The sequence below is a fragment of the Streptomyces sp. NPDC059443 genome (assembly GCF_042750105.1).
GTDB lineage: Bacteria > Actinomycetota > Actinomycetes > Streptomycetales > Streptomycetaceae > Streptomyces.
In genome coordinates, this window is record NZ_JBHYVM010000037.1 from 49,493 (window position 1) to 67,684 (window position 18,192).

20 protein-coding genes and 1 pseudogene are annotated in these 18,192 nt (G+C 71.1%); 8 read left to right on the forward strand and 13 right to left on the reverse strand.

The window, feature by feature from the left end:
* Window positions 1-134: 134 nt before the first annotated feature.
* Window positions 135-530: a superoxide dismutase, Ni gene (gene sodN / locus ACFXDJ_RS29360; RefSeq protein WP_384850867.1), complete on the reverse strand. Its 396-nt coding sequence runs from the start codon at window positions 528-530 to the stop codon at window positions 135-137.
* A gap of 191 nt (window positions 531-721) precedes the next feature.
* On the opposite strand from sodN, the gene sodX reads away from it, so the two are divergent.
* Entirely contained in the window at window positions 722-1,198 is a 477-nt protein-coding gene (gene sodX / locus ACFXDJ_RS29365; protein WP_384662870.1) for a nickel-type superoxide dismutase maturation protease, read from the forward strand.
* Here the strand turns inward: sodX and ACFXDJ_RS29370 are convergent.
* A complete protein-coding gene (locus tag ACFXDJ_RS29370; RefSeq protein ID WP_384662873.1) occupies window positions 1,102-1,731 on the reverse strand; it encodes a CGNR zinc finger domain-containing protein in 630 nt (209 codons plus the stop codon). The two genes, sodX and ACFXDJ_RS29370, sit on opposite strands and share 97 nt — an antisense overlap.
* Before the next feature lie 67 nt (window positions 1,732-1,798).
* Here ACFXDJ_RS29370 and ACFXDJ_RS29375 point away from each other — a divergent pair.
* Window positions 1,799-2,200 (forward strand): annotated as a pseudogene (locus ACFXDJ_RS29375) (class I SAM-dependent methyltransferase); the annotation flags it as partial.
* Window positions 2,201-2,615: 415 nt separating this feature from the next.
* Here ACFXDJ_RS29375 and ACFXDJ_RS29380 read toward each other — a convergent pair.
* The 3 genes from ACFXDJ_RS29380 to ACFXDJ_RS29390 all read right to left on the reverse strand — a co-directional run bounded on the left by ACFXDJ_RS29380 (window position 2,616) and on the right by ACFXDJ_RS29390 (window position 5,341).
* Entirely contained in the window at window positions 2,616-3,368 is a 753-nt protein-coding gene (locus tag ACFXDJ_RS29380; protein WP_384662888.1) for an amino acid ABC transporter ATP-binding protein, read from the reverse strand.
* 11 nt (window positions 3,369-3,379) lie between these two features.
* Window positions 3,380-4,330, reverse strand: coding sequence for an amino acid ABC transporter permease (locus ACFXDJ_RS29385; protein WP_384662879.1), 951 nt, complete (start codon window positions 4,328-4,330; stop codon window positions 3,380-3,382).
* 69 nt (window positions 4,331-4,399) lie between these two features.
* Entirely contained in the window at window positions 4,400-5,341 is a 942-nt protein-coding gene (locus tag ACFXDJ_RS29390; RefSeq protein WP_384662882.1) for an ABC transporter substrate-binding protein, read from the reverse strand.
* A 521-nt stretch (window positions 5,342-5,862) separates the two neighbouring features.
* On the opposite strand from ACFXDJ_RS29390, the gene ACFXDJ_RS29395 reads away from it, so the two are divergent.
* The 4 genes from ACFXDJ_RS29395 (at window position 5,863) to ACFXDJ_RS29410 (ending at window position 8,991) form a co-directional block, all read left to right on the forward strand.
* Window positions 5,863-7,068, forward strand: a complete 1,206-nt coding sequence (locus ACFXDJ_RS29395; RefSeq protein ID WP_384662885.1) for an NADP-dependent malic enzyme — start codon at window positions 5,863-5,865, stop codon at window positions 7,066-7,068.
* Window positions 7,069-7,216: 148 nt separating this feature from the next.
* A complete protein-coding gene (locus ACFXDJ_RS29400; protein WP_384664231.1) occupies window positions 7,217-8,179 on the forward strand; it encodes a zinc-binding dehydrogenase in 963 nt (320 codons plus the stop codon).
* Window positions 8,180-8,257: 78 nt separating this feature from the next.
* Window positions 8,258-8,467, forward strand: a complete 210-nt coding sequence (locus ACFXDJ_RS29405; protein WP_215015209.1) for a helix-turn-helix domain-containing protein — start codon at window positions 8,258-8,260, stop codon at window positions 8,465-8,467.
* Complete coding sequence (locus ACFXDJ_RS29410) at window positions 8,467-8,991, forward strand: Clp protease N-terminal domain-containing protein (RefSeq protein ID WP_384652830.1); 525 nt, start codon at window positions 8,467-8,469, stop codon at window positions 8,989-8,991. The genes ACFXDJ_RS29405 and ACFXDJ_RS29410 overlap by 1 nt, the downstream gene beginning before the upstream one ends.
* Before the next feature lie 56 nt (window positions 8,992-9,047).
* On the opposite strand, the gene ACFXDJ_RS29415 is transcribed toward ACFXDJ_RS29410, so the two are convergent.
* On the reverse strand, window positions 9,048-9,965 hold the full coding sequence (locus tag ACFXDJ_RS29415) for a helix-turn-helix transcriptional regulator (RefSeq protein ID WP_384850869.1): 918 nt from the start codon (window positions 9,963-9,965) through the stop codon (window positions 9,048-9,050).
* 1 nt (window position 9,966) lies between these two features.
* Window positions 9,967-10,920, reverse strand: a complete 954-nt coding sequence (locus ACFXDJ_RS29420; RefSeq protein WP_384850871.1) for a DUF4097 domain-containing protein — start codon at window positions 10,918-10,920, stop codon at window positions 9,967-9,969.
* Window positions 10,921-11,086: 166 nt separating this feature from the next.
* On the opposite strand from ACFXDJ_RS29420, the gene ACFXDJ_RS29425 reads away from it, so the two are divergent.
* Window positions 11,087-11,920, forward strand: a complete 834-nt coding sequence (locus ACFXDJ_RS29425; RefSeq protein WP_384850873.1) for a hypothetical protein — start codon at window positions 11,087-11,089, stop codon at window positions 11,918-11,920.
* 31 nt (window positions 11,921-11,951) lie between these two features.
* On the opposite strand, the gene ACFXDJ_RS29430 is transcribed toward ACFXDJ_RS29425, so the two are convergent.
* Window positions 11,952-12,896, reverse strand: coding sequence for a LysR family transcriptional regulator (locus tag ACFXDJ_RS29430; protein WP_384652839.1), 945 nt, complete (start codon window positions 12,894-12,896; stop codon window positions 11,952-11,954).
* Between the two features lie 206 nt (window positions 12,897-13,102).
* Here ACFXDJ_RS29430 and snpA point away from each other — a divergent pair, with 206 nt between their 5' ends.
* Window positions 13,103-13,771 carry a snapalysin gene (gene snpA / locus ACFXDJ_RS29435; RefSeq protein ID WP_384652841.1) on the forward strand — a complete coding sequence of 223 codons (669 nt, stop codon included), beginning with the start codon at window positions 13,103-13,105 and terminating at the stop codon, window positions 13,769-13,771.
* A 16-nt stretch (window positions 13,772-13,787) separates the two neighbouring features.
* Here snpA and ACFXDJ_RS29440 read toward each other — a convergent pair whose 3' ends face one another.
* The 5 genes from ACFXDJ_RS29440 to ACFXDJ_RS29460 form a co-directional block, all read right to left on the reverse strand.
* The gene (locus ACFXDJ_RS29440) at window positions 13,788-13,988 is read right to left on the reverse strand and encodes a hypothetical protein (RefSeq protein WP_384652843.1); all 201 of its coding nucleotides are present in this window, start codon (window positions 13,986-13,988) and stop codon (window positions 13,788-13,790) included.
* Between the two features lie 70 nt (window positions 13,989-14,058).
* On the reverse strand, window positions 14,059-14,643 hold the full coding sequence (locus tag ACFXDJ_RS29445) for a dihydrofolate reductase family protein (protein ID WP_384850875.1): 585 nt from the start codon (window positions 14,641-14,643) through the stop codon (window positions 14,059-14,061).
* A 68-nt stretch (window positions 14,644-14,711) separates the two neighbouring features.
* Window positions 14,712-15,332 carry a GNAT family N-acetyltransferase gene (locus tag ACFXDJ_RS29450; protein WP_384850877.1) on the reverse strand — a complete coding sequence of 207 codons (621 nt, stop codon included), beginning with the start codon at window positions 15,330-15,332 and terminating at the stop codon, window positions 14,712-14,714.
* 184 nt (window positions 15,333-15,516) lie between these two features.
* The gene (locus ACFXDJ_RS29455; protein WP_384850889.1) at window positions 15,517-16,602 is read right to left on the reverse strand and encodes a family 2 encapsulin nanocompartment cargo protein polyprenyl transferase; all 1,086 of its coding nucleotides are present in this window, start codon (window positions 16,600-16,602) and stop codon (window positions 15,517-15,519) included.
* Window positions 16,599-18,005 (reverse strand): family 2B encapsulin nanocompartment shell protein, encoded by a 1,407-nt coding sequence (locus tag ACFXDJ_RS29460; RefSeq protein ID WP_384850879.1) that lies wholly within the window; start codon window positions 18,003-18,005, stop codon window positions 16,599-16,601. Before ACFXDJ_RS29460 ends, ACFXDJ_RS29455 begins: the two co-directional genes overlap by 4 nt.
* Window positions 18,006-18,192 lie beyond the last annotated feature (187 nt).

Sequence of the window (18,192 nt, forward strand, 5' to 3'; positions counted from 1 at the left end):
GCGGCGCCCCCGCGGCGGGGGCGGCCCCCCCCCCCCCCTCGGCCGCGCCGCCGCCGGGGGCCGGCCCCCCCCGGGGCCGCGGCGGCCCCCCCCTTTCTACCCCGTCCCGGAGGACAAGGAGGACCAGGTCGCACTCAGGCGGCCTTGGTCTCCCAGAAGATGCGGTCGATCTCGGCGATGAGCTCCAGCGCCTTGGCGCCGGTCGCCGGGTCGTTCGACGCCTTGGCGGCCGAGAGGGCCTTCAGGGTGTCGTTGACCAGGGCGTGCAGCTGCGGGTACTTCTCGAAGTGCGGCGGCTTGAAGTAGTCGCTCCACAGGACCGAGACGTGGTGCTTCGCGAGCTCGGCGCGCTGCTCCTTGATGGTGATGGCGCGCGCGCGGAAGTCGGTGTCGTCGTTGGCCTGGTACTTCTCCTGCACGGCCTTGACGGACTCGGCCTCGATGCGGGCCTGGGCAGGGTCGTACACGCCGCACGGCAGGTCGCAGTGGGCGGAGACCGTCGCCTTGGGGGCGAACAGGCGGGAAAGCATGGGGTTTGTCCTCCTCGTGATCGTCTTCTCAAGGGGGAGATTACTCCGTGAGAGAGACGTTTTCGCGGGCGCCCCCATGCGGTTGGGACAAAAGTCCAGAGCCGTCCCCGGGGCGGTGAGCGAATGTACGGACGCGTGCGGCAGCATGCGGGGTGGGACGAGACCCGGCGAGCCGGGCGAGGAGGTCAGGGATGTCGGGGATGTCGGGGAACACGCGCTCGCGCCGGGGGACGCGGGAGTGGAAGTCGCCGTTGAAGCAGATCGGCGTCCTGGTGGTGCAGGGGCCTTCGATGGCGCCGACCCTGGAGAACGGGGACCAGGTGGTGGTCCGGTACGGGGCCCCCGTGCGGCCGGGCCACGTCGTGGTGCTGCGCCACCCGTTCCAGCAGGACCTGCTGGTCGTCAAACGGGCGGCGGAGCGGCGGCCGGGCGGCTGGTGGGTGCTGGGCGACAACCCGTACAACGAGACGGGCGACAGCACCGACTACGGGCCGGTCCCCGACGAGCTCGTGCTGGCGACCGCGGTGGCGCGCTTCCGGCCGCGCCCGCGGCCGGAGCACGCGGCGGAGGATCAGCGTTCGCTGAGGGCGTGGGTCTCCTGGGCGGCCTCGGCGCTGCGCCCGCTGCGGGCGGACTCCTCTGCCTCCAGCCGCTTGCGGGCCCGGTAGGCGGCGACGTTGGCGCGGGTGGCGCACCGGTCGGAGCAGTAGCGCCGGGAGCGGTTGGTGGAGGTGTCCAGGTAGGCGTTGCGGCAGGGCGCGGCCTGGCAGATGCCGAGCCGCCCCGGACCGTGCTCGGTGAGGTGGAAGGCCAGCCCGAAGGACGCGATCGCGGCGTAGCCGGCGGAGGCGTTGGAGGGGTGGTCGGCCAGGTGGATGTGCCAGTCGGGGCCCCCTTCCTCGCCCAGCGTCTCGTGTCCGGAGACCTGGGGGCTGACGGGAAACTCCATGAGCAGGGAGTTCAGCAGGTCGACGGCCAGGACGTGGTCCCCGCCGTCGGCGGCCTCGAAGACGCTGCGCAGCCGGCCGCGGACGTTGCGGAAACGGGTGATGTCCGTGTCCGTGACGCGGCGTGCCATCTGCACGCTGGTGCCGAAGAGCGCGCGCACGGCGTCCACGGAGGTCAGCGAGTCCTTGTTGCGGGCCGGCTCCTCGGTGTTGACCAGACGCACGGCGTAGTCCGAGTAATGGGCCAGTTCCACTTGTAGTCCTTACGGCTGCGGATTAGTGTCTCCGGTAACGGCTGAGATAGGTACGAGGGTATTACGCATGGAGGATTTCGTGGCGGGTACTGCGCGCTCTGAGATGACACCGTCCGACTGGCAGGCCTGGCAGGACAGCTGGGACCGCCAGCAGGAGTGGTACATGCCCGACCGTGAGGAGCGGTTCCGGGTGATGCTGGACATGGTCGAGGCACTGGTCGGCACCGCCCCCCGCGTGCTGGACCTGGCGTGCGGTACCGGAAGTATCACGGACCGCCTCCTGAAGAGGTTCCCGGAATCCACCAGTACGGGTGTCGATCTCGACCCCGCCCTGTTGACGATCGCCCGGGGACACTTCGCGGACGACCCCCGCGTCTCCTTCGTCACCGCCGACCTCAAGGACCCGGACTGGCGCGCGGCCCTCCCCCACGACTCCTACGACGCCGTTCTGACGGCCACGGCCCTGCACGCTGCCGCTTACGCCGGAGCAAAGGACGCCGACCACTCGGCGGCACGAAGCCTCATAACCCTCTGCTATGATAAGCGAACACCCAGTAACGACAGCCAAGTTGCTGGGAGTCGGCAGGTCCCTGACCTGCCCGGCGGTCGGGAGGATCGTCGTCGGACGGACGCAAGCACCGTCAAACCCGCCGGAGCGATCCAGGAGGGAGTCTCCCGGCTTCAGCCGGGAGAGAGCTCCAAGGCGAGCACGCGGACGGCGATACCCCATGAAGGCCAAGTAAGCCCGGACCCCGCTCGCAGCGGGCTTCGCGGATGTCCGTACGGTCTGGCGCTCCCCTCGGACACACTGGTCCTAGGCCTAAAGCAGGAAACGCAGGAGGGGCGGTACGGGAAACCGGACCGCCCCTCCTGCGTTTCAAGCGCTACAGCACCTTGGACAGGAACGCCTTCGTCCGGTCGTGCTGCGGGTTGCCCAGGACCTCGCGCGGGTGGCCGGATTCGACCACCACGCCGCCGTCCATGAAGACGAGGTTGTCGCCGACCTCGCGGGCGAAGCCCATCTCGTGGGTGACCACGATCATGGTCATGCCCGACTCGGCCAGGTCCCGCATGACGTCGAGGACGTCGCCGACGAGCTCCGGGTCGAGCGCCGAGGTGGGCTCGTCGAAGAGCATCAGCTTCGGCTCCATGGCCAGCGCGCGGGCGATGGCCACGCGCTGCTGCTGGCCGCCGGAGAGCTGGGTGGGGTAGTTCCCGGCCTTGTCGCCGAGGCCGACCCGGTCGAGCAGCTTGACGGCGCGCGCCCGCGCGACCGCCTTGCTCTCGCCCTTGACCATGACCGGGGCTTCCATGACGTTCTCGATGGCCGTCATGTGCGGGAACAGGTTGAAGCGCTGGAAGACCATGCCGATGTCCCGGCGCTGGGCCGCGACCTCGCTGTCCTTCAGCTCGTAGAGCTTGTCGCCCTTCTGGCGGTACCCCACCAGCTGGCCGTCGACCGAGAGCCGCCCGGAGTTGATGCGCTCCAGGTGGTTGATGCAGCGCAGGAAGGTGGACTTGCCGGAGCCGGACGGGCCGACCAGGCAGAACACCTCGCGCGGGGCGACTTCGAGATCGATGCCGCGGAGGATGTGGGCGGGGCCGTACGACTTGTGGACGGCCTCGGCCTTGACCATCGGCTGGGCGGTCACTTCGCCACCTCCGTACGGCGGAACATGTTCAGGTTGGCCTTCAGCCGCTGGAGCGGCGTGGGCGGCAGGGAGCGCAGCGAACCGCGCGCGTAGCGGCGTTCCAGGTAGTACTGGCCGACGCTGAACACGCTGGTCAGGGCCAGGTACCAGATGGAGGCCACGAACAGCATCTCCATGATGGCGCCGGCCGTGGACCCGATGTTCGATGAGGCCCGCAACAGCTCCGTGTACTGCACCGCCGACACCAGGGACGAGGTCTTCAGCATGTTGATGAACTCGTTGCCCGACGGCGGGATGATCACGCGCATCGCCTGCGGGAGGATCACGCGGCGCATGGTCTGCGTCTGGGTCATGCCCAGCGCGTGCGAGGCCTCGGCCTGGCCCTCGTCCACGGACTGGATGCCCGCGCGCACGATCTCCGCCATGTACGCGCCCTCGTTCAGGCCGAGGCCCAGCAGGGCGACCATGAACGGGGTCATGAGGACGACGGTCTCTTGCTTGTAGATCGGGCCGAGGTCCACGTACTTGAAGATCAGCGACAGGTTGAACCACACCAGCAGCTGGACGTAGACGGGGGTGCCGCGGAAGAACCAGATGTAGAGCCAGGCGACGGAGTTCGTCACCGGGTTCTTCGAGAGCCTCATCACCGCGAAGAGGATGCCGAGGACCAGACCCAGCGCCATGGCCGAAACGCTGATGACCACGGTGTTGCCGAGGCCGCTGATGATCGACGGATCGAAGAGCTTGTCTCCGACCGTCTTCCAGATGATGTTGCCCTGCGAGAACGCGTAGACGAGCCAGCCCAGCAGTGCGACGACCACCACACCGCTGATCCAGCGGCCGTAGTGGCGCACGGGGATTGCCTTGATGGCCTCGTACGGGGTGCCCGAGGCGGCGGGCACGGCCGGCGGGGTGTCGGCCGGACCCTTGTCGATCTTGTCAGTCACAATGACTGCCCTTCAGTGGAACTCAGGACCAGGAACCGCGGGGCGAGCGGGCCCCGCGGTCCTCTCGGGTCACTTGCCTGCGTTGACCGTGGCGGCCGTGACCGCGCTGTCCTTGACGTTCCACTTCTCCAGGACCTTGGCGTAGGAGCCGTCCTTGATGATCGCGTCGAGCGCCTGCTTCAGGGCGTCGCGCAGCTGGGTGTTCTCCTTGCTGACGCCGATGCCGAAGAGACCGACGTCGTTCTGCGCGCCGGCGACCTCGAAGTCGTTGCCGCCGCCGGAGGTCTTCGCGATGTACGCGGCGACCGGGTAGTCGTTGAGGTCGGCCACGGCGCCGCCGGCCTTGACGCGGGTCTGCGCCTCGGCGTCGGTGTCGAAGGACTCGATCGTGAGCTTCTTGTCACCGCACTTCGTGGCCTGCGTCTTGAAGGTGTCCTCGTAGATCGTGCCGCGCTGGACGGCGACGGTCTTGCCACACAGGTCGTCCAGGGACTTGATGCCCTGCGGGTTGCCCTTCTGGACGAGGAGCGAGACGCCGGAGGAGAAGTAGTCGACGAAGTCGATCCCCTTGCCGATCTGCTTGCCCGAGTCGTCCAGGCCCTTCTGGCGCTTCTCGTTGTCGGTGACCGAGGACATGATCGCGTCCTGGCGGCCGGTGTAGATCGAGGTGATCAGGCCGTCGAAGGCACCCGCGGTGAACTCGAACTTCACACCGAGCTGCTTGCCCAGCGCCTCGGCGATGTCGGGGTCGACGCCGACGATCTTGCCACCCTCGGTGAACTCCATCGGCGCGTACGCCGCGTCCGTGCCGACCTTGATGACGCCCGCGTCCTGGATCTTCTTCGGCAGGGCCGAGAAGAGCGGGGCGCTGTTGGTCTTCGAGCCGCCGTCGTTCTTCTTGGTCTGGTCGCCACAGCCGGTGAGGATCAGGGCGCCGGCGACCGCGATCGCGCCGACCGCGGCGATCCGGGACCGGGCGGCGGTCGTACGACGGGTGGTGCTTGCGGTCATGAGCTGGTTCCTCCGGCAGGTGGAAAGCATCGATAAGTGGTCGGGCACGCCTCATCGAGTGTCGCGACCTTGTGTGATTACGGCATCTTGCCATTCGGACTGAGACATTCAGGGTGCCCGTCAGGTCAAAATCAGATAACGGACACCCCCCTGCTCCCAACAGCCCTGCGGGGAAGGGCCTTCGGGGCCGCATTTACCGCTGCCACCAGGGGTTTTCACCGCAGTTTTTACTGCGTGTCTCGCCTATCGGACGCCAAGGTTTGGACTTTTCGCCAAAACCAGGGCAAGCAACCTATGGTCGAGGGGGAATCGACTCGTCTGGGTGAGTGTTCTTCGGGTAGAACAGATCCTTACACCCCTCATCCGGGGCTCAGGGCGCGCGTGCGGCGCGCCCGCGCGTACGAACCTCCCCTTCGCGGAGACGGGCCAACCGTCGATGCGGAGTACGGACGCGGTGCCCGCCCACCCCTTAACCAGGAGTGGTCACCCTCAACGATTCAAAGACTTAAGGGGTCAAGACAGTGGCAGCGGAGATCGTCAATCCTCGCAGCGACAGCGTGACGGACAACAACCCCGATGCGGTGTTCGCGCTGCACCGGGGCGGCAAGATGGCCATCGTGGCCACCGTGCCGGTCCACAACAAGGACGACCTGTCCCTGGCGTACACGCCCGGCGTTGCGAAGGTCTGCAGCGCCATTGCCGAGCAGCCCGAGCTCGTGAACGAGTACACCTGGAAGTCCAACGTGGTCGCCGTCGTCACCGACGGTACGGCCGTGCTGGGCCTCGGTGACATCGGGCCGGAAGCCTCCCTCCCCGTGATGGAGGGCAAGGCCATTCTCTTCAAGCAGTTCGGTGGTGTGGACGCGGTTCCGATCGCGCTCGCCACCAAGGACACGGACGAGATCATCGAGACCGTGATCCGCCTCGCGCCGTCCTTCGGCGGGGTGAACCTGGAGGACATCTCCGCCCCCCGCTGCTTCGAGATCGAGCGGCGTCTCCAGGAAGCCCTGGACATTCCGATCTTCCACGACGACCAGCACGGCACGGCCATCGTGACGCTGGCCGCCATGCGCAACGCGGCGAAGCTCACCGGTCGCACCCTCGGCGACCTGCGCGCCGTGATCTCGGGCGCGGGCGCGGCGGGCATCGCCATCGCCAAGATCCTCGTGGACGCGGGCATCGGCGACGTCTGTGTCACCGACCGCAAGGGCGTCGTCTCCGCCGACCGCTCCGACCTGACGGACGTCAAGGCGGAGATCGCGGGCCTGACGAACAAGACGGGCCAGACCGGTTCCCTGGAGGACGCCCTCGTGGGCGCCGACGTCTTCATCGGCGTCTCCGGCGGTACGGTCCCCGAGGCCGCGGTGGCGACGATGGCGAAGGACTGCTTCGTCTTCGCCATGGCCAACCCGAACCCGGAGGTCCACCCCGACGTCGCGCACAAGTACGCGGCGGTCGTGGCCACGGGCCGCTCGGACTTCCCGAACCAGATCAACAACGTGCTGGCGTTCCCGGGCATCTTCGCGGGTGCCTTCAAGGTCCGGGCCTCCCGGATCACGGAGAACATGAAGATCGCGGCCGCCGACGCCATCGCCGGTGTCGTCGCGGACGGCGAGCTCACCGCCGAGTACGTGATCCCGTCGCCGTTCGACACGCGCGTCGCCGAGGCCGTCACGGCCGCGGTCGCCGCGGCGGCGAAGGCCGACGGCGTGGCCCGGCTGGCGTAGTCGCCGCGCTGAGCTGTACGAAGCGGGGCCCGGCCGGAACCATTCCGGCCGGGCCCCGCTGCCGTACCAGCCCCGCAGGGCCCGCCCCGGGCCGCCGGGCCGCGGCAAGGCCTGGATCCCCGGGCTACCGGGCGGTAGCGTCGCCGCCATGTTCGCTGCCTACGCCGCCCGAATCGACCGTGACCAGCCGCTGAGCGGCCTTGAGCTGGGCGAGCGCCCCGCGCCAGGGGCCCGACCCGGCTGGGTGACCGTGAACGTCAAGGCCGCCTCCCTCAACCACCACGACCTGTGGTCGCTGCGCGGAGTCGGCCTCGGCGAGGAGAAGCTCCCCATGATCCTCGGCTGCGACGCCGCCGGGATCGACCAGGACGGCAACGAGGTCGTCCTGCACTCCGTCATCGGCCAGACCGGCCACGGAGTCGGCCCCGACGAGCCCCGCTCGATCCTGACCGAGCGCTACCAGGGGACCTTCGCCGAGCAGGTCACCGTCCCCGCCTGGAACGTCCTGCGCAAGCCCGCCGAGCTCTCCTTCGAGGAGGCCGCCTGCCTGCCCACCGCCTGGCTCACCGCCTACCGCATGCTCTTCACCAACGCGGGCGTCCGCCCCGGGGACTCGGTACTGGTCCAGGGCGCGGGCGGCGGCGTCGCCACCGCCGCGATCGCCCTCGGCAAGGCCGCCGGCCTACGGGTCTTCGCCACCAGCCGGGACGAGGCCAAGCGCAAGCGCGCCGTCGAGCTGGGCGCCGTGGAGGCCTACGAGCCCGGTGCGCGGCTCCCCCAGCGGGTCGACGCCGTCATCGAGACGGTCGGCGCCGCCACCTGGTCCCATTCGGTCAAGTCCCTGCGCCCCGGCGGGACCCTGGTGATCTCGGGCGCCACGAGCGGCGACCGCCCGGCGCACGCGGAGCTGACCCGGATCTTCTTCCTGGAGCTCAAGGTGGTCGGCTCGACCATGGGCTCGAAGGACGAGCTGGAGGACCTGCTGTCCTTCTGCGCGGCGACCGGCGTCCGCCCGGTGATCGACGAGACCCTGCCGCTGGACCGGGCCCGCGAGGGCTTCGAGAAGCTGGAGTCCGGGGAGCTGTTCGGCAAGATCGTGCTCACGGTGTAGCCCACGGCCCCGTCCGGCCGGCCGCCGGTCCGTCAATGTAGGTTGACACCTCCCGTGCGTCAACCTACATTGACACCCATGACCGAAGCCACCGATCTCGCCGAACGGGCCGGTGACCGCGACCCGCGCGTGGGCCTGCGTGCCGTGGCCGCCCTCCGGAGGCTGCTGGAGCAGCTGGAGGCCGTCCAGGTACGCAGTGCCCGCGCGCAGGGCTGGTCCTGGCAGGACATCGCGGCCGAGCTGGGCGTCAGCCGGCAGGCCGTACACAAGAAGCACGGGAGGCTCTGATGTTCGAACGGTTCACCGATGATGCCCGCACCACCGTGACGGGCGCGGTCGCCGAGGCCGAGCGGGCCGGGGCCGCCCTGGTCACGGAGGAACACCTGCTGCTTGCGCTCCTGGCCCAGGGCGCGCTCGCCCCCCTGGGCGTCGACCGGGCCTCGGTCGTCGCCGGCCTCGCGTCGGCCCGCCGCCGGGGCGGCCTGTCCAAGGCGGACGAAGAGGCCCTGGCCGGTCTCGGCATCGACCTCACCGAGATCGTCTCCCGCATCGAGGAAACCCACGGCGAGGGCGCCCTGTCGGCTCCCCCGACCCCCACCCCCGGCAAGCGCGGCGGGCGACGCACCCGCCTCACCCCGGGCTCGAAGAAGGTGCTGGAGATGTCCCTGCGCATCGCCCTGGGCCGCAAGGACCGCCACATCGGCACCCCTCACCTACTGCTGGCCCTGCTGTCCCGGCCCGGCGCCGTCGCCGAGGTCCTGGCGGACCACGGCGTCACCTACGCCACGGCCGAGGCGGGCCTGGCGGCCTGACGGCCACTCAAGCCCCGCCACTCCGGCAGGGCTCCGGCAGCGGCGCCCAGCCGGTCCTACGCACCACCTCGGAGGACCACCGCGAGCCGGGCGGCGGTGGCCGCGAGCTCCGCCCGGGCTTCGGACAGCTGGGCCGGGGAGACCCCGTGGTCACGGGCCGCGTCGCGGATGTCGTCGCGGAAGCGGTCCAGCAGCCGGTCCAGGTCGCGGGCCGCGTCACCCGTCGCGGGCACGTCCCGCGCCCAGTCGGCGCCGGAGGACGGGGCCGGAGCAGCCGCGGAGCCCGAAGCCTTCGCGGTGTCCGAAGCACCCGGGGTGCCCGGTGTGGAGCCGCCGAGCCAGGCTCCCGCCAGCGAGCCCAGGACCCCGCCCGACTTCGCGAACTGCTCCTGGAGCTGCCCGGCGATCCGCTGGACCTCCTCGCGGGCCCGCTCCTGCGCCTCCTTGGCCTGGCGGCGGGCCTGCTGGGCCTCCTCGCGGGCCCGGCGGCTCTCGTCCTTCGCCCGGCGCGCCTGCTCCTTCCACTCCGCCTTCGCCTTGCGGAACTCCTCCTTGGCGACGCTCCAGGACTCGTCGTCCACGTGCGCGGCCGAAGCGCTGGCCGCGGCCCGCATCTCGCGCCGCAGGTCACCCGCGGCTCCGCTCACGTCGGCGCGGATCTCGGCGGCCAGTTCGGAGACGGAGTCGCGGATCTCCAGCTCCAGGTCGGCCAGTTCGCCGCCGCGGTCGGCCAGTTCGGCGCGGCCCGCCTCGGTGATCGAGTAGACCTTGCGCCCGCCTTCGGTGGCGTACGTGACCAGGCCCTCGGCCTCCAGCTTGGCGAGCCGCGGGTACACCGTGCCCGCGGAGGGCGCGTAGAGCCCCTGGAAACGCTCCTCCAGCAGCCGGATCACCTCGTACCCGTGGCGCGGGGCCTCGTCCAGCAGCTTGAGGAGGTACAGGCGGAGGCGGCCGTGGGCGAAGACGGGCGGCATGTCAGAGCACCTTCTTGTCGAGCGCGAGGGGAGCGGCCGGGGCGGCCGGGCCCGTCGGATCAGTCGGAGGGGTCGCCGCCGGGCGGCGCAGCAGCGCGATGGAACCGGAGACGGTGGTGGCGCGCAGGGTGCCGGTACCGGCGCCCAGGGTGCCGGTGATCCGCTTGGCGCCCAGCTGGCCGGAGACCCTCAGGTCCTCGAAGGCGTTGGAGACGCCGCCGGTGGCGGTGTTGGCCTCGACGCGGGCGTCGGCCGGGTGCGGGAGGCGGATGGCCACCTGCCCGGAGACGGAGGTGAGGGAGATGTCGACGGGGCCGTGGCCGGTCCGGTCTTCGAGGGCCAGGTCGATGAGCATGTCGCCGCTGACCGAGTCGGCCCGTACGTTGCCACCCGCCCCGTCCACGACCGTCAGGCCGCCGGAGACGGTGTGGAAGCCGAGCTCGCCGGTCACGGACTGGGCCTCGACGCTGCCGGAGACGGTGTGCGCCTTGACCCTGCCGGACAGGCCGACGAGCGTGGCGTCGCCGGAGACCCCGTGGATGTCTGTGCCGCCGCCGATGCCGGAGACGAAGGCGGTGGCGCCAACGGTGGCCAGCCGGACGTGGGTGGCGGCCGGGACCGTGAGGGTCACGGTGGCGCTGCGCTCCCAGGCCTTGCGGCCCAGGCCGGTGGAGGACCAGGCCTTCCACGGCTTGCCCTCGAACCATGCCTTGAAGCCCTGGGAACCGTTCCAGGGGAGGTCCTCGTAGGAGATGGTGAGGACGCCGCCCTCCTGCACCACGTGCAGGGGCGGCCCGTCGACCTCGGCCACCTCCAGGCGGGCCGGGCCCTCGTCGGCCGCGACGACGTTGACGGTGCCGCCGACCATGCGGACGCGGACTTCGGCGACCGGCTCCTCGAAGGTGAGCTTCTGCGGTTCGGCTACCGACCACGTCTTCTGCGCTGCCTCTGCCATGGTGCTGATCCTCCTCGGCGTACGTGCACGGACTACGGACTACGGACCGAAGAACGCAACATATCGCGTCTTCTGGTTAACACGATATATCGCGGTTGCGGGAAGTCAAGCACCTCAAGAAGATCCAAAATCCTCGGTTTGGGGTGATTTGGCTTAGCGTGTGGGCATGCCGATCTCCAAGACCACGGCCGGCGGACTGCTGCTCTGCCGCGCCGAGCCGCTCGCCGCCCGCCCCGCCGCGCACATGCTGCGCGAACGCCTGCTGCTCGCTCCGGCCGGCGAGTGGACCGCGCTGGTCCCCGAGGGCAAGCCCTGGCTGGACGGCGAGGAATCCGTGGCCGAGGTCCTCTCCGGATGGGGTTCGGCGGTCGCGCTGGGAACCAACTGGCCGGTGCTGAGCCTGTGGTGGGAGGACGGCCGGACCGGATTCGTCCTGTCCTCGGGATTCAGGCGGTCCGCGGCCTACGAGTGGGACGCGGCGGGCCGTCCCCAGGGCGAGCCCGAACCCGGCATCGACGCCATGCGGGTGCTGGCGGCCCGGCTCGGGCTGGATCCGGTCCTGGACCTGGAGGAACTGGAACGCCTCACCCGCCCCGACGAGGCGGCCGACGGCCCCGCCCGGCTCCTCGGGGTCATCGCCCTGCTGGCCCGCGCGGGGCTGGCGCTGCCCGCCGGCCTGGCCCCGGGCGAACCGGCCGACCGGCTGCGCGAAGCGGCCCGGGTCGCGCCCGGGTCGGAGCCGGTGGAGTGGTCCGGCTGGCGCGACGTGATGCGGGCGGAGCTCGCGGTGGTCGAGGACGGCCCCCTCGGCCGGCTGCTGCGCGGTCCCAGGCTCCGCCTCGCCGGCACGGCCCAGCTGACCGCGGGCGCACCCCTGATGCTCTGGGCGGCCCGCCGCCGCGACCCGGGCTGGCTGGCCGCGGGCACCCTCTTGGTCGCCCACGGCGCGGGCTCCCTGGCCTACGACCGCGCCCGCAGCCGCCTGCGCGGCCACCGCTGAACCCGTCCACGGAGTCGGCGGGCCCCCGGGGCTACGCCGCCAGCAGCGGGCTCGCGTTCCGGTGGAGCCAGGCCCGGTACGGCGGGATGCCGAGCGCCGCTTCGCGGTAGGCCGCGCGGAGGTCCTCGTACACCTCGGCGTAGACCTCTGCGTGCACCCCCGGCCGGGTCGCCAGGAGGAGCCGTACGGCGAGCGGGTCGCCCGAGAGCGGCCGGATCGCCATGTCCTCGCGCGGCCCGGACGTGGGCTGGCAGGGGGCGACGGCCTCGCCCGAGACGATCAGCGAAGCGGCCGTGTGGTAATCGGCGTGCAGCAGTGGCGGATCGAGTCCGGCGACCGCGAACACCCTGCGCAGACCGTCCCATTCGCCGTCCACGGCCGGGTCCACGGTCCACCGGTCGGCGGCGAGGTCCCGCAACTCCACCACCGGCCGCGCCGCCGCCGGGTGGTCCCGGGACATGGACACGAACTGCGGCTCCCGCTCCATGAGCACGCGCAGCTCCAGCCCGGCCGGCACCCGCAGCGGGCTGCCCTCCACCTCGTGCACGAACGCCACGTCGAGCCGGCCCGAAGCCGTCATCCGCAGCAGCGCGTTGGCGGAGACGTCGACCACCAGGTCCGTCTCCGTGTCGGGCAGCCGCCGGTGGAGGCGGCGCAGCCAGCCGGGCAGGGCGCGGCTGGCCGTGGAGCCGATCCGCAGCCGCGGCCCCCGGGACGCCGCCCGGGCCTCCGCCACGAGGGCGGCCATTTCGGCGAGGAGCGGGCGGGCCCGGCCGAGTACCGTGCGCCCGAAGGGAGTCGGCCGGCAGCCGGTGCGTTCGCGCAGGAACAGTTCGCCGTCCAGGGCGCGTTCGATGCGGCGGAGCTGGGTCGTCAGCGAAGGCTGGCTCACGCCGAGCTGCCGGGCGGCCTTGTGCAGACTGCCGGCGTCGGCGATGGCGCACAGGGCGCGCAGGTGCCTGACCTCAAGCTCCATGCCCCGAGAGTAGGCCGGTCGCGGCGGACCGCACCAGCCACCGGTATCCCCCCCGAATCCCGCCATTCTCACGGGAGTCGGCTTGCCGAAAACTCCCCGATAGCCCGGCGCTATCGGCCCCTGGCATCATCCGCCGGCCCCTCCCGCTCCCGCAGACTCCGGTACCGAACACCCCCCACCGCACCGGATGAGCAGGAGTCCCCCACATGCGCCACTCCCGAAAGGCCATGCTGGCCGCCACGGTCGGCCTCGGTCTGGCCGCCGCCCTCGGCGGCGTCGTCCCCACCGCGAGCGCCGCCACCGCCCCGGCGGGCCATGCCGCGCGCTACGCCGCGTACGAGCACTCGCAGGAGAACGCGGCCGCCAACCGCGCCTTCTTCGATGCCGTCCGGCGCTCGGTCGCCGAGCACCGCGCCGCGAACCCGGGCGTCCTCGCGGTGACCGTCACCTACGACACCGGCAACGCGCCCAGCTTCCGTGGCCAGATAGCCAATTCCACCCGGATCTGGAACAGCTCGGTCGTCAACGTCAAGCTGCAGGAGGTGTCCTCCGGCGGGGACTTCTCGTACTACGAGGGCGATGACGAACGCGGCTCGTACGCGGACACGGACGGGCACGGACAGGGCTACATCTTCCTCGACTACCAGCAGAACCAGGAGTACAACTCCACCCGGGTGACCGCGCACGAGACCGGCCACGTGCTGGGCCTGCCGGACCACTACTCGGGCCCGTGCTCGGAGCTGATGTCGGGAGGCGGCCCCGGCACCTCGTGCCAGAACACCCGGCCGAACTCCGCCGAGCGCTCGCGCGTGAACCAGCTCTGGGCCAACGGTCTCGTCGGCGCGGGCGCCGCGGGCCTGGACTCGAAGGGCTAGCCCGGCCCCGGGCGGGTCAGCCCTCCCCGGGTACGTAGGCCGCGCAGTCCGGGTTCCGGCAGGAACCCGGCACCCACTCGGGGATGAAGATCCCGAGCGCCTTGCGCCGTCTGACCACCGTGTCGACGGGGCTTCCGCAGGCCGGGCACGTCTGCTGCTCGTGTCCGGCCCGCGGGGCGACCGTCTCGTGCGCGCGCTGCTGCTGTTCACCGGCCATACCTCCACGGTAGGCCCCCTTCACGGATTCGGCGGGGCCGCGCATCCGGCGGGTCGCGCATCCGGCGGGGTCAGCGCTTGACGGCGTACGAGGTGACGACCTGGCCGCCGCCGAGGACCGTGGCGCCGGTCAGCTCCAGCGGGCGGACCCCGAAGCCCGCCCGCGACATCGGCATGCCGGTGCCCGCGAAGACCGGGTAGGTCTTGATCACGTACTCGTCGATCTCGTCGATCAGCTGGGTGGCGAGGTCCGCCCCGCCGCACAGCCAGATCCCCAGCCCGTCCCCGGCCTTCAGTTCCCGCACCCGCGCGGCGACGTCTCCGCTGATCAGCCGGACGGCCGGGTCGGGCGACTCGGCGAGGGAGCGCGAGATCACGTACTGCTCGCGCAGGTGGCCGTAGGGGCTGGTCATGCCGGCCTTGAGGCCCGGCTCGTAGGTACCCCGGCCCATCAGGACCGTGTCGAACCGCTTGGGCGGGGTGTCGGCGAGGCCGAGCGCGGCACGCCCCTGGGCCGAGATCGTCTCCGGGTACTCGGCCTTCAGGTGGTCGATGAACTCGCGGTCCAGGTGGGCGTAGAAGAACTCGCCGTCTCCGTCGGGGGCTCCGATGAACCCGTCGACGGTGGTGGCGATGAAGTACGTGAGCTTGCGCAAGCGATTCTCTTCCGTTCGACAGTGCGCCCCATCAAGGCACGTCGATCAAAGTACTTCAGGTGGAGTGGTTATGCAAGAGATCCCTGGTGCGCGGGAGATCCCTGCGGCTTGCGCCACATCGGCCACATCAGCGGGCCGTCCGGCAGCCGCACCGCCGTGCCCGTGAACTCCCAGCCGAGCCGCTCGTACAGCCCCTTGCTCCGCTCGCTGCTCGCCTCCAGGTACGCCGGCACGCCCTCGCGGTCGCACCGCTCCAGCACCGGCGCCATCAGCCGCGTGCCCAGCCCCTCCCCCTGCCGGCCCGGCGCGACCGCGATCATCAGCAGGTACTCGTGCTCCTCGGCCGTCGGGTGCACCTCGCCCGTCAACCGGCCGACCAGCTCGCACCGCTCGTTGTCCGGGTCGGCCGCCGCCCGCATCTTCGCCGGGACCTCGTCCTCGCCCTCCGGCTCGCCGGCCGGGATCCGCAGCCACAGCGCCGCCGCCGAGCCGTCCACCGCGTAGTCGATCCGGCCCTCGGCCAGCGCCACGTCGACGAAGACCCCGAGGAACTTCCCGTGCACGGCGGCCCGGTGTTCCGGGTCCGGGAACACCCAGCCGCTCACGGGGTCCTCGCGGAACGCCTCGTCCAGCAGCCGCGCCACCGCATCCCGGTCCGACCGATCCGCCCGACGTATCTCCAGCACCACGGGACCAACCCCTCGCTCGCGTTCCAACGTCCGCCAGCGATCCTAGAGTTGGGCCGAGAAACCCGGAAAGCCCCGTTCCGGCACCATGAGATGCCGGAACAGGGCTTGCGCCTGCCCCCAGGAGGCCTACGGGGCACCAGGTCCGCGGGGGCAGCAGGTGCGCCGGGTCACAAGGTCCGCCGGGTTACAAGGTCCGCCGGGTCACGAACTCCGCGAGCGCCAGCAGCCCGCCCGCCGCCCCGAGGTCCGGGACCGCCCGCGACAGCTGCTGCACCGCCCGCCCCATCCGGTCGGCGGCATGGGCCTGCGCCCAGTCCCGCCCGCCGGCCCGCTCCACCGCGTCGGCGGCCCTGCGCACGTCGTCCCCGGTCATGGGACCCGCGTACAGCGCGGCCAGCTCCTCCCCCGCCGCGGTGCCCGAGGTGAGGGCCGCCACGACCGGGAGGGACTTCTTGCGGGCAAGCAGGTCGGCCCCCGCGGGCTTCCCCGTGTGGCCGGGGTCCCCCCAGATGCCGATCAGGTCGTCGATGAGCTGGAAGGCCAGCCCGGCCTCCCGCCCGAAGGCGTCCATGGCGTCGGCCTCGTCCGGTCCGGCCCCCGCGTACAGGGCGCCGAGCGCGCACGCGCAGCCCAGTAGGGCCCCGGTCTTGGCCATGGCCATGGTCAGGCAGGCGTCGAGCGGGACGTGGGACTGCCGCTCGAAGGCGCAGTCGGCCTGCTGTCCCGCGCACAGCTCGACCACACAGGCGGCGAGCCGGGACGAGGCCTCCGCCGAGGCCGGGTGCGGGTCTTCGGCGAGCAGCCGCAGCGCGAGCGCCATCATGGCGTCGCCCGTGATGATCGCGTCCGGTATCCCGAAGACCGTCCAGGCGGTGGCGCGGCCGCGCCGCCGGACGTCCTTGTCGATGACGTCGTCGTGCAGCAGGGTGAAGTTGTGCGCCAGCTCCACGGCCACCGCCGGCCTCACCGCCGCCGCGAGCCCCGCGCCGAGCCACGCCGCCTCCCCCGCCCGGCCCCCCGCGCCGTGCAGGGCCTGGGCGGAGGCGAGCACCAGGGCGGGCCGGATCGCCTTGCCGGCGTTGCCCGCCGCCGGGGTGCCGTCCTCCCGCTCCCAGCCGAAGTGGTACATCGCCACGCGCCGCATCGAGCCCGGCAGGCTCTCCACGGTGCGGCGCAGGTCCGGATTGACCGTTTCTCTTGTCCGTTCGAGGAGGACGGCGGCTTCCTGCCCCTCGCCGGTGGCGATCGCCTCGGTGGCCGACACGGTCAGCGCCAGCGCGCGATCTCGACGTTCTCCAGGACGCCGAGCGCGTCCGGCACCAGCACCGCCGCGGAGAAGTAGGTGGTGACCAGGTACGAGATGATCGCCTGCTCGCTGATCCCCATGAACCGCACCGAGGTGCTCGCCTCGATCTCGTCTGGGATCCCCGGCTGGTGCAGGCCGATCACCCCGGACTCCTCCTCGCCGGTGCGCATGCAGAGGATGGACGTCGTACGGGCGTCGCTGATCGGGATCTTGTTGGACGGGAAGATCGGCACCCCGCGCCAGGACGGCACCCGGTGTCCGCCGATCTCGATCGACTCCGGGTACAGGCCGCGCTTGTTGCACTCGCGGCCGAAGGCGGCGATGGCCTTGGGGTGCGCGAGGAACATCTTGGAGCCGCGCCGCATGGACAGCAGCTGGTCCATGTCGTCCGGGCTGGGCGCGCCGTCGTGCGGCTGGATGCGCTGGTCGTAGTCGGCGTTGTGCAGCAGGCCGAAGTCGCGGTTGTTGAGCATCTCGTGCTCCTGGCGCTCGCGCAGCGCCTCGACCGTGAGCCGCAACTGCTGCTCGGTCTGGTTCATCGGCTGGTTGTACAGGTCGGCGACACGGGTGTGCACGCGCAGGACCGTTTGTGCAATGGAGAGTTCGTACTCGCGCGGGCGGGCCTCGTAGTCCACGAAGGTGCCGGGGAGCACGGCCTCGCCCTTGTGGCCGGCGGAGAGGTCGATCGCGGCCTCGCCGTACTTGTTGGTGCGCTGCTCGGGCAGGGAGCGTACGGAGTCCACGTGCGCCCGCAGCGATTCGACCCGGTCGGCGAGGATCTGGAAGTCCTGGCGGGAGAGGACGAGCGCGGTGCCGGCGGTGGCGGCGCGGGCGGTGTACTCCCAGATGGACTCCTCGTCGACGAGGGAGTCCTCGCCGAAGAAGGCGCCGTCGGCCACGGTCTGGAGAACGGCGTCGTCTCCGTAGGGTCCGGTGCCGATCTGGTCGATGCGGCCGTGGGCGAGCAGGAACACCTTGTCGGCGGGGCTGCCGAAGGAGGTGAGCTCCTGGCCGGCCTCGAAGTCGATCTGGTGGCAGCGCGCGGCGAGTTCGGTGAGTACGTCGAGGTCTTCGTAGTCGCGCAGGAGCGGGAGCTCGCCGAGCTCGGCCGGGATCACCTGCACCTGCGTGCCGGTCTTGATGAATTCCACGATGCCGTTGCCGACGGAGTAGCTCAACCGGCGGTTGACCCGGTACGTACCGCCCTGGACGGACACCCACGGGAGCATCTTCAGGAGCCACCTGGAGGTGATCTCCTGCATCTGCGGCGCGGACTTGGTCGTGGTTGCCAAGTTCCGCGCCGCCGATGTACCCAGACTGCGCTGCGGTGCCTGGGCCTCGGACTCGGAACCTGCCTGGACCGACATGTATTTCCCTTTCGATCACTCCATGGATCTGCGGGACGGAAGCCTTCCAGTGCGGACCGTGGTGAGACCATTACACAAACGAGTGGGACTACTCCGTTCGCCACTGGGCACTGTTTGAAGTTCAACTCCTCACCAGGAGGCCCCTCGAACCCCACGGGTTCCAGCCACTCCTGACGGCGGCGGGCGA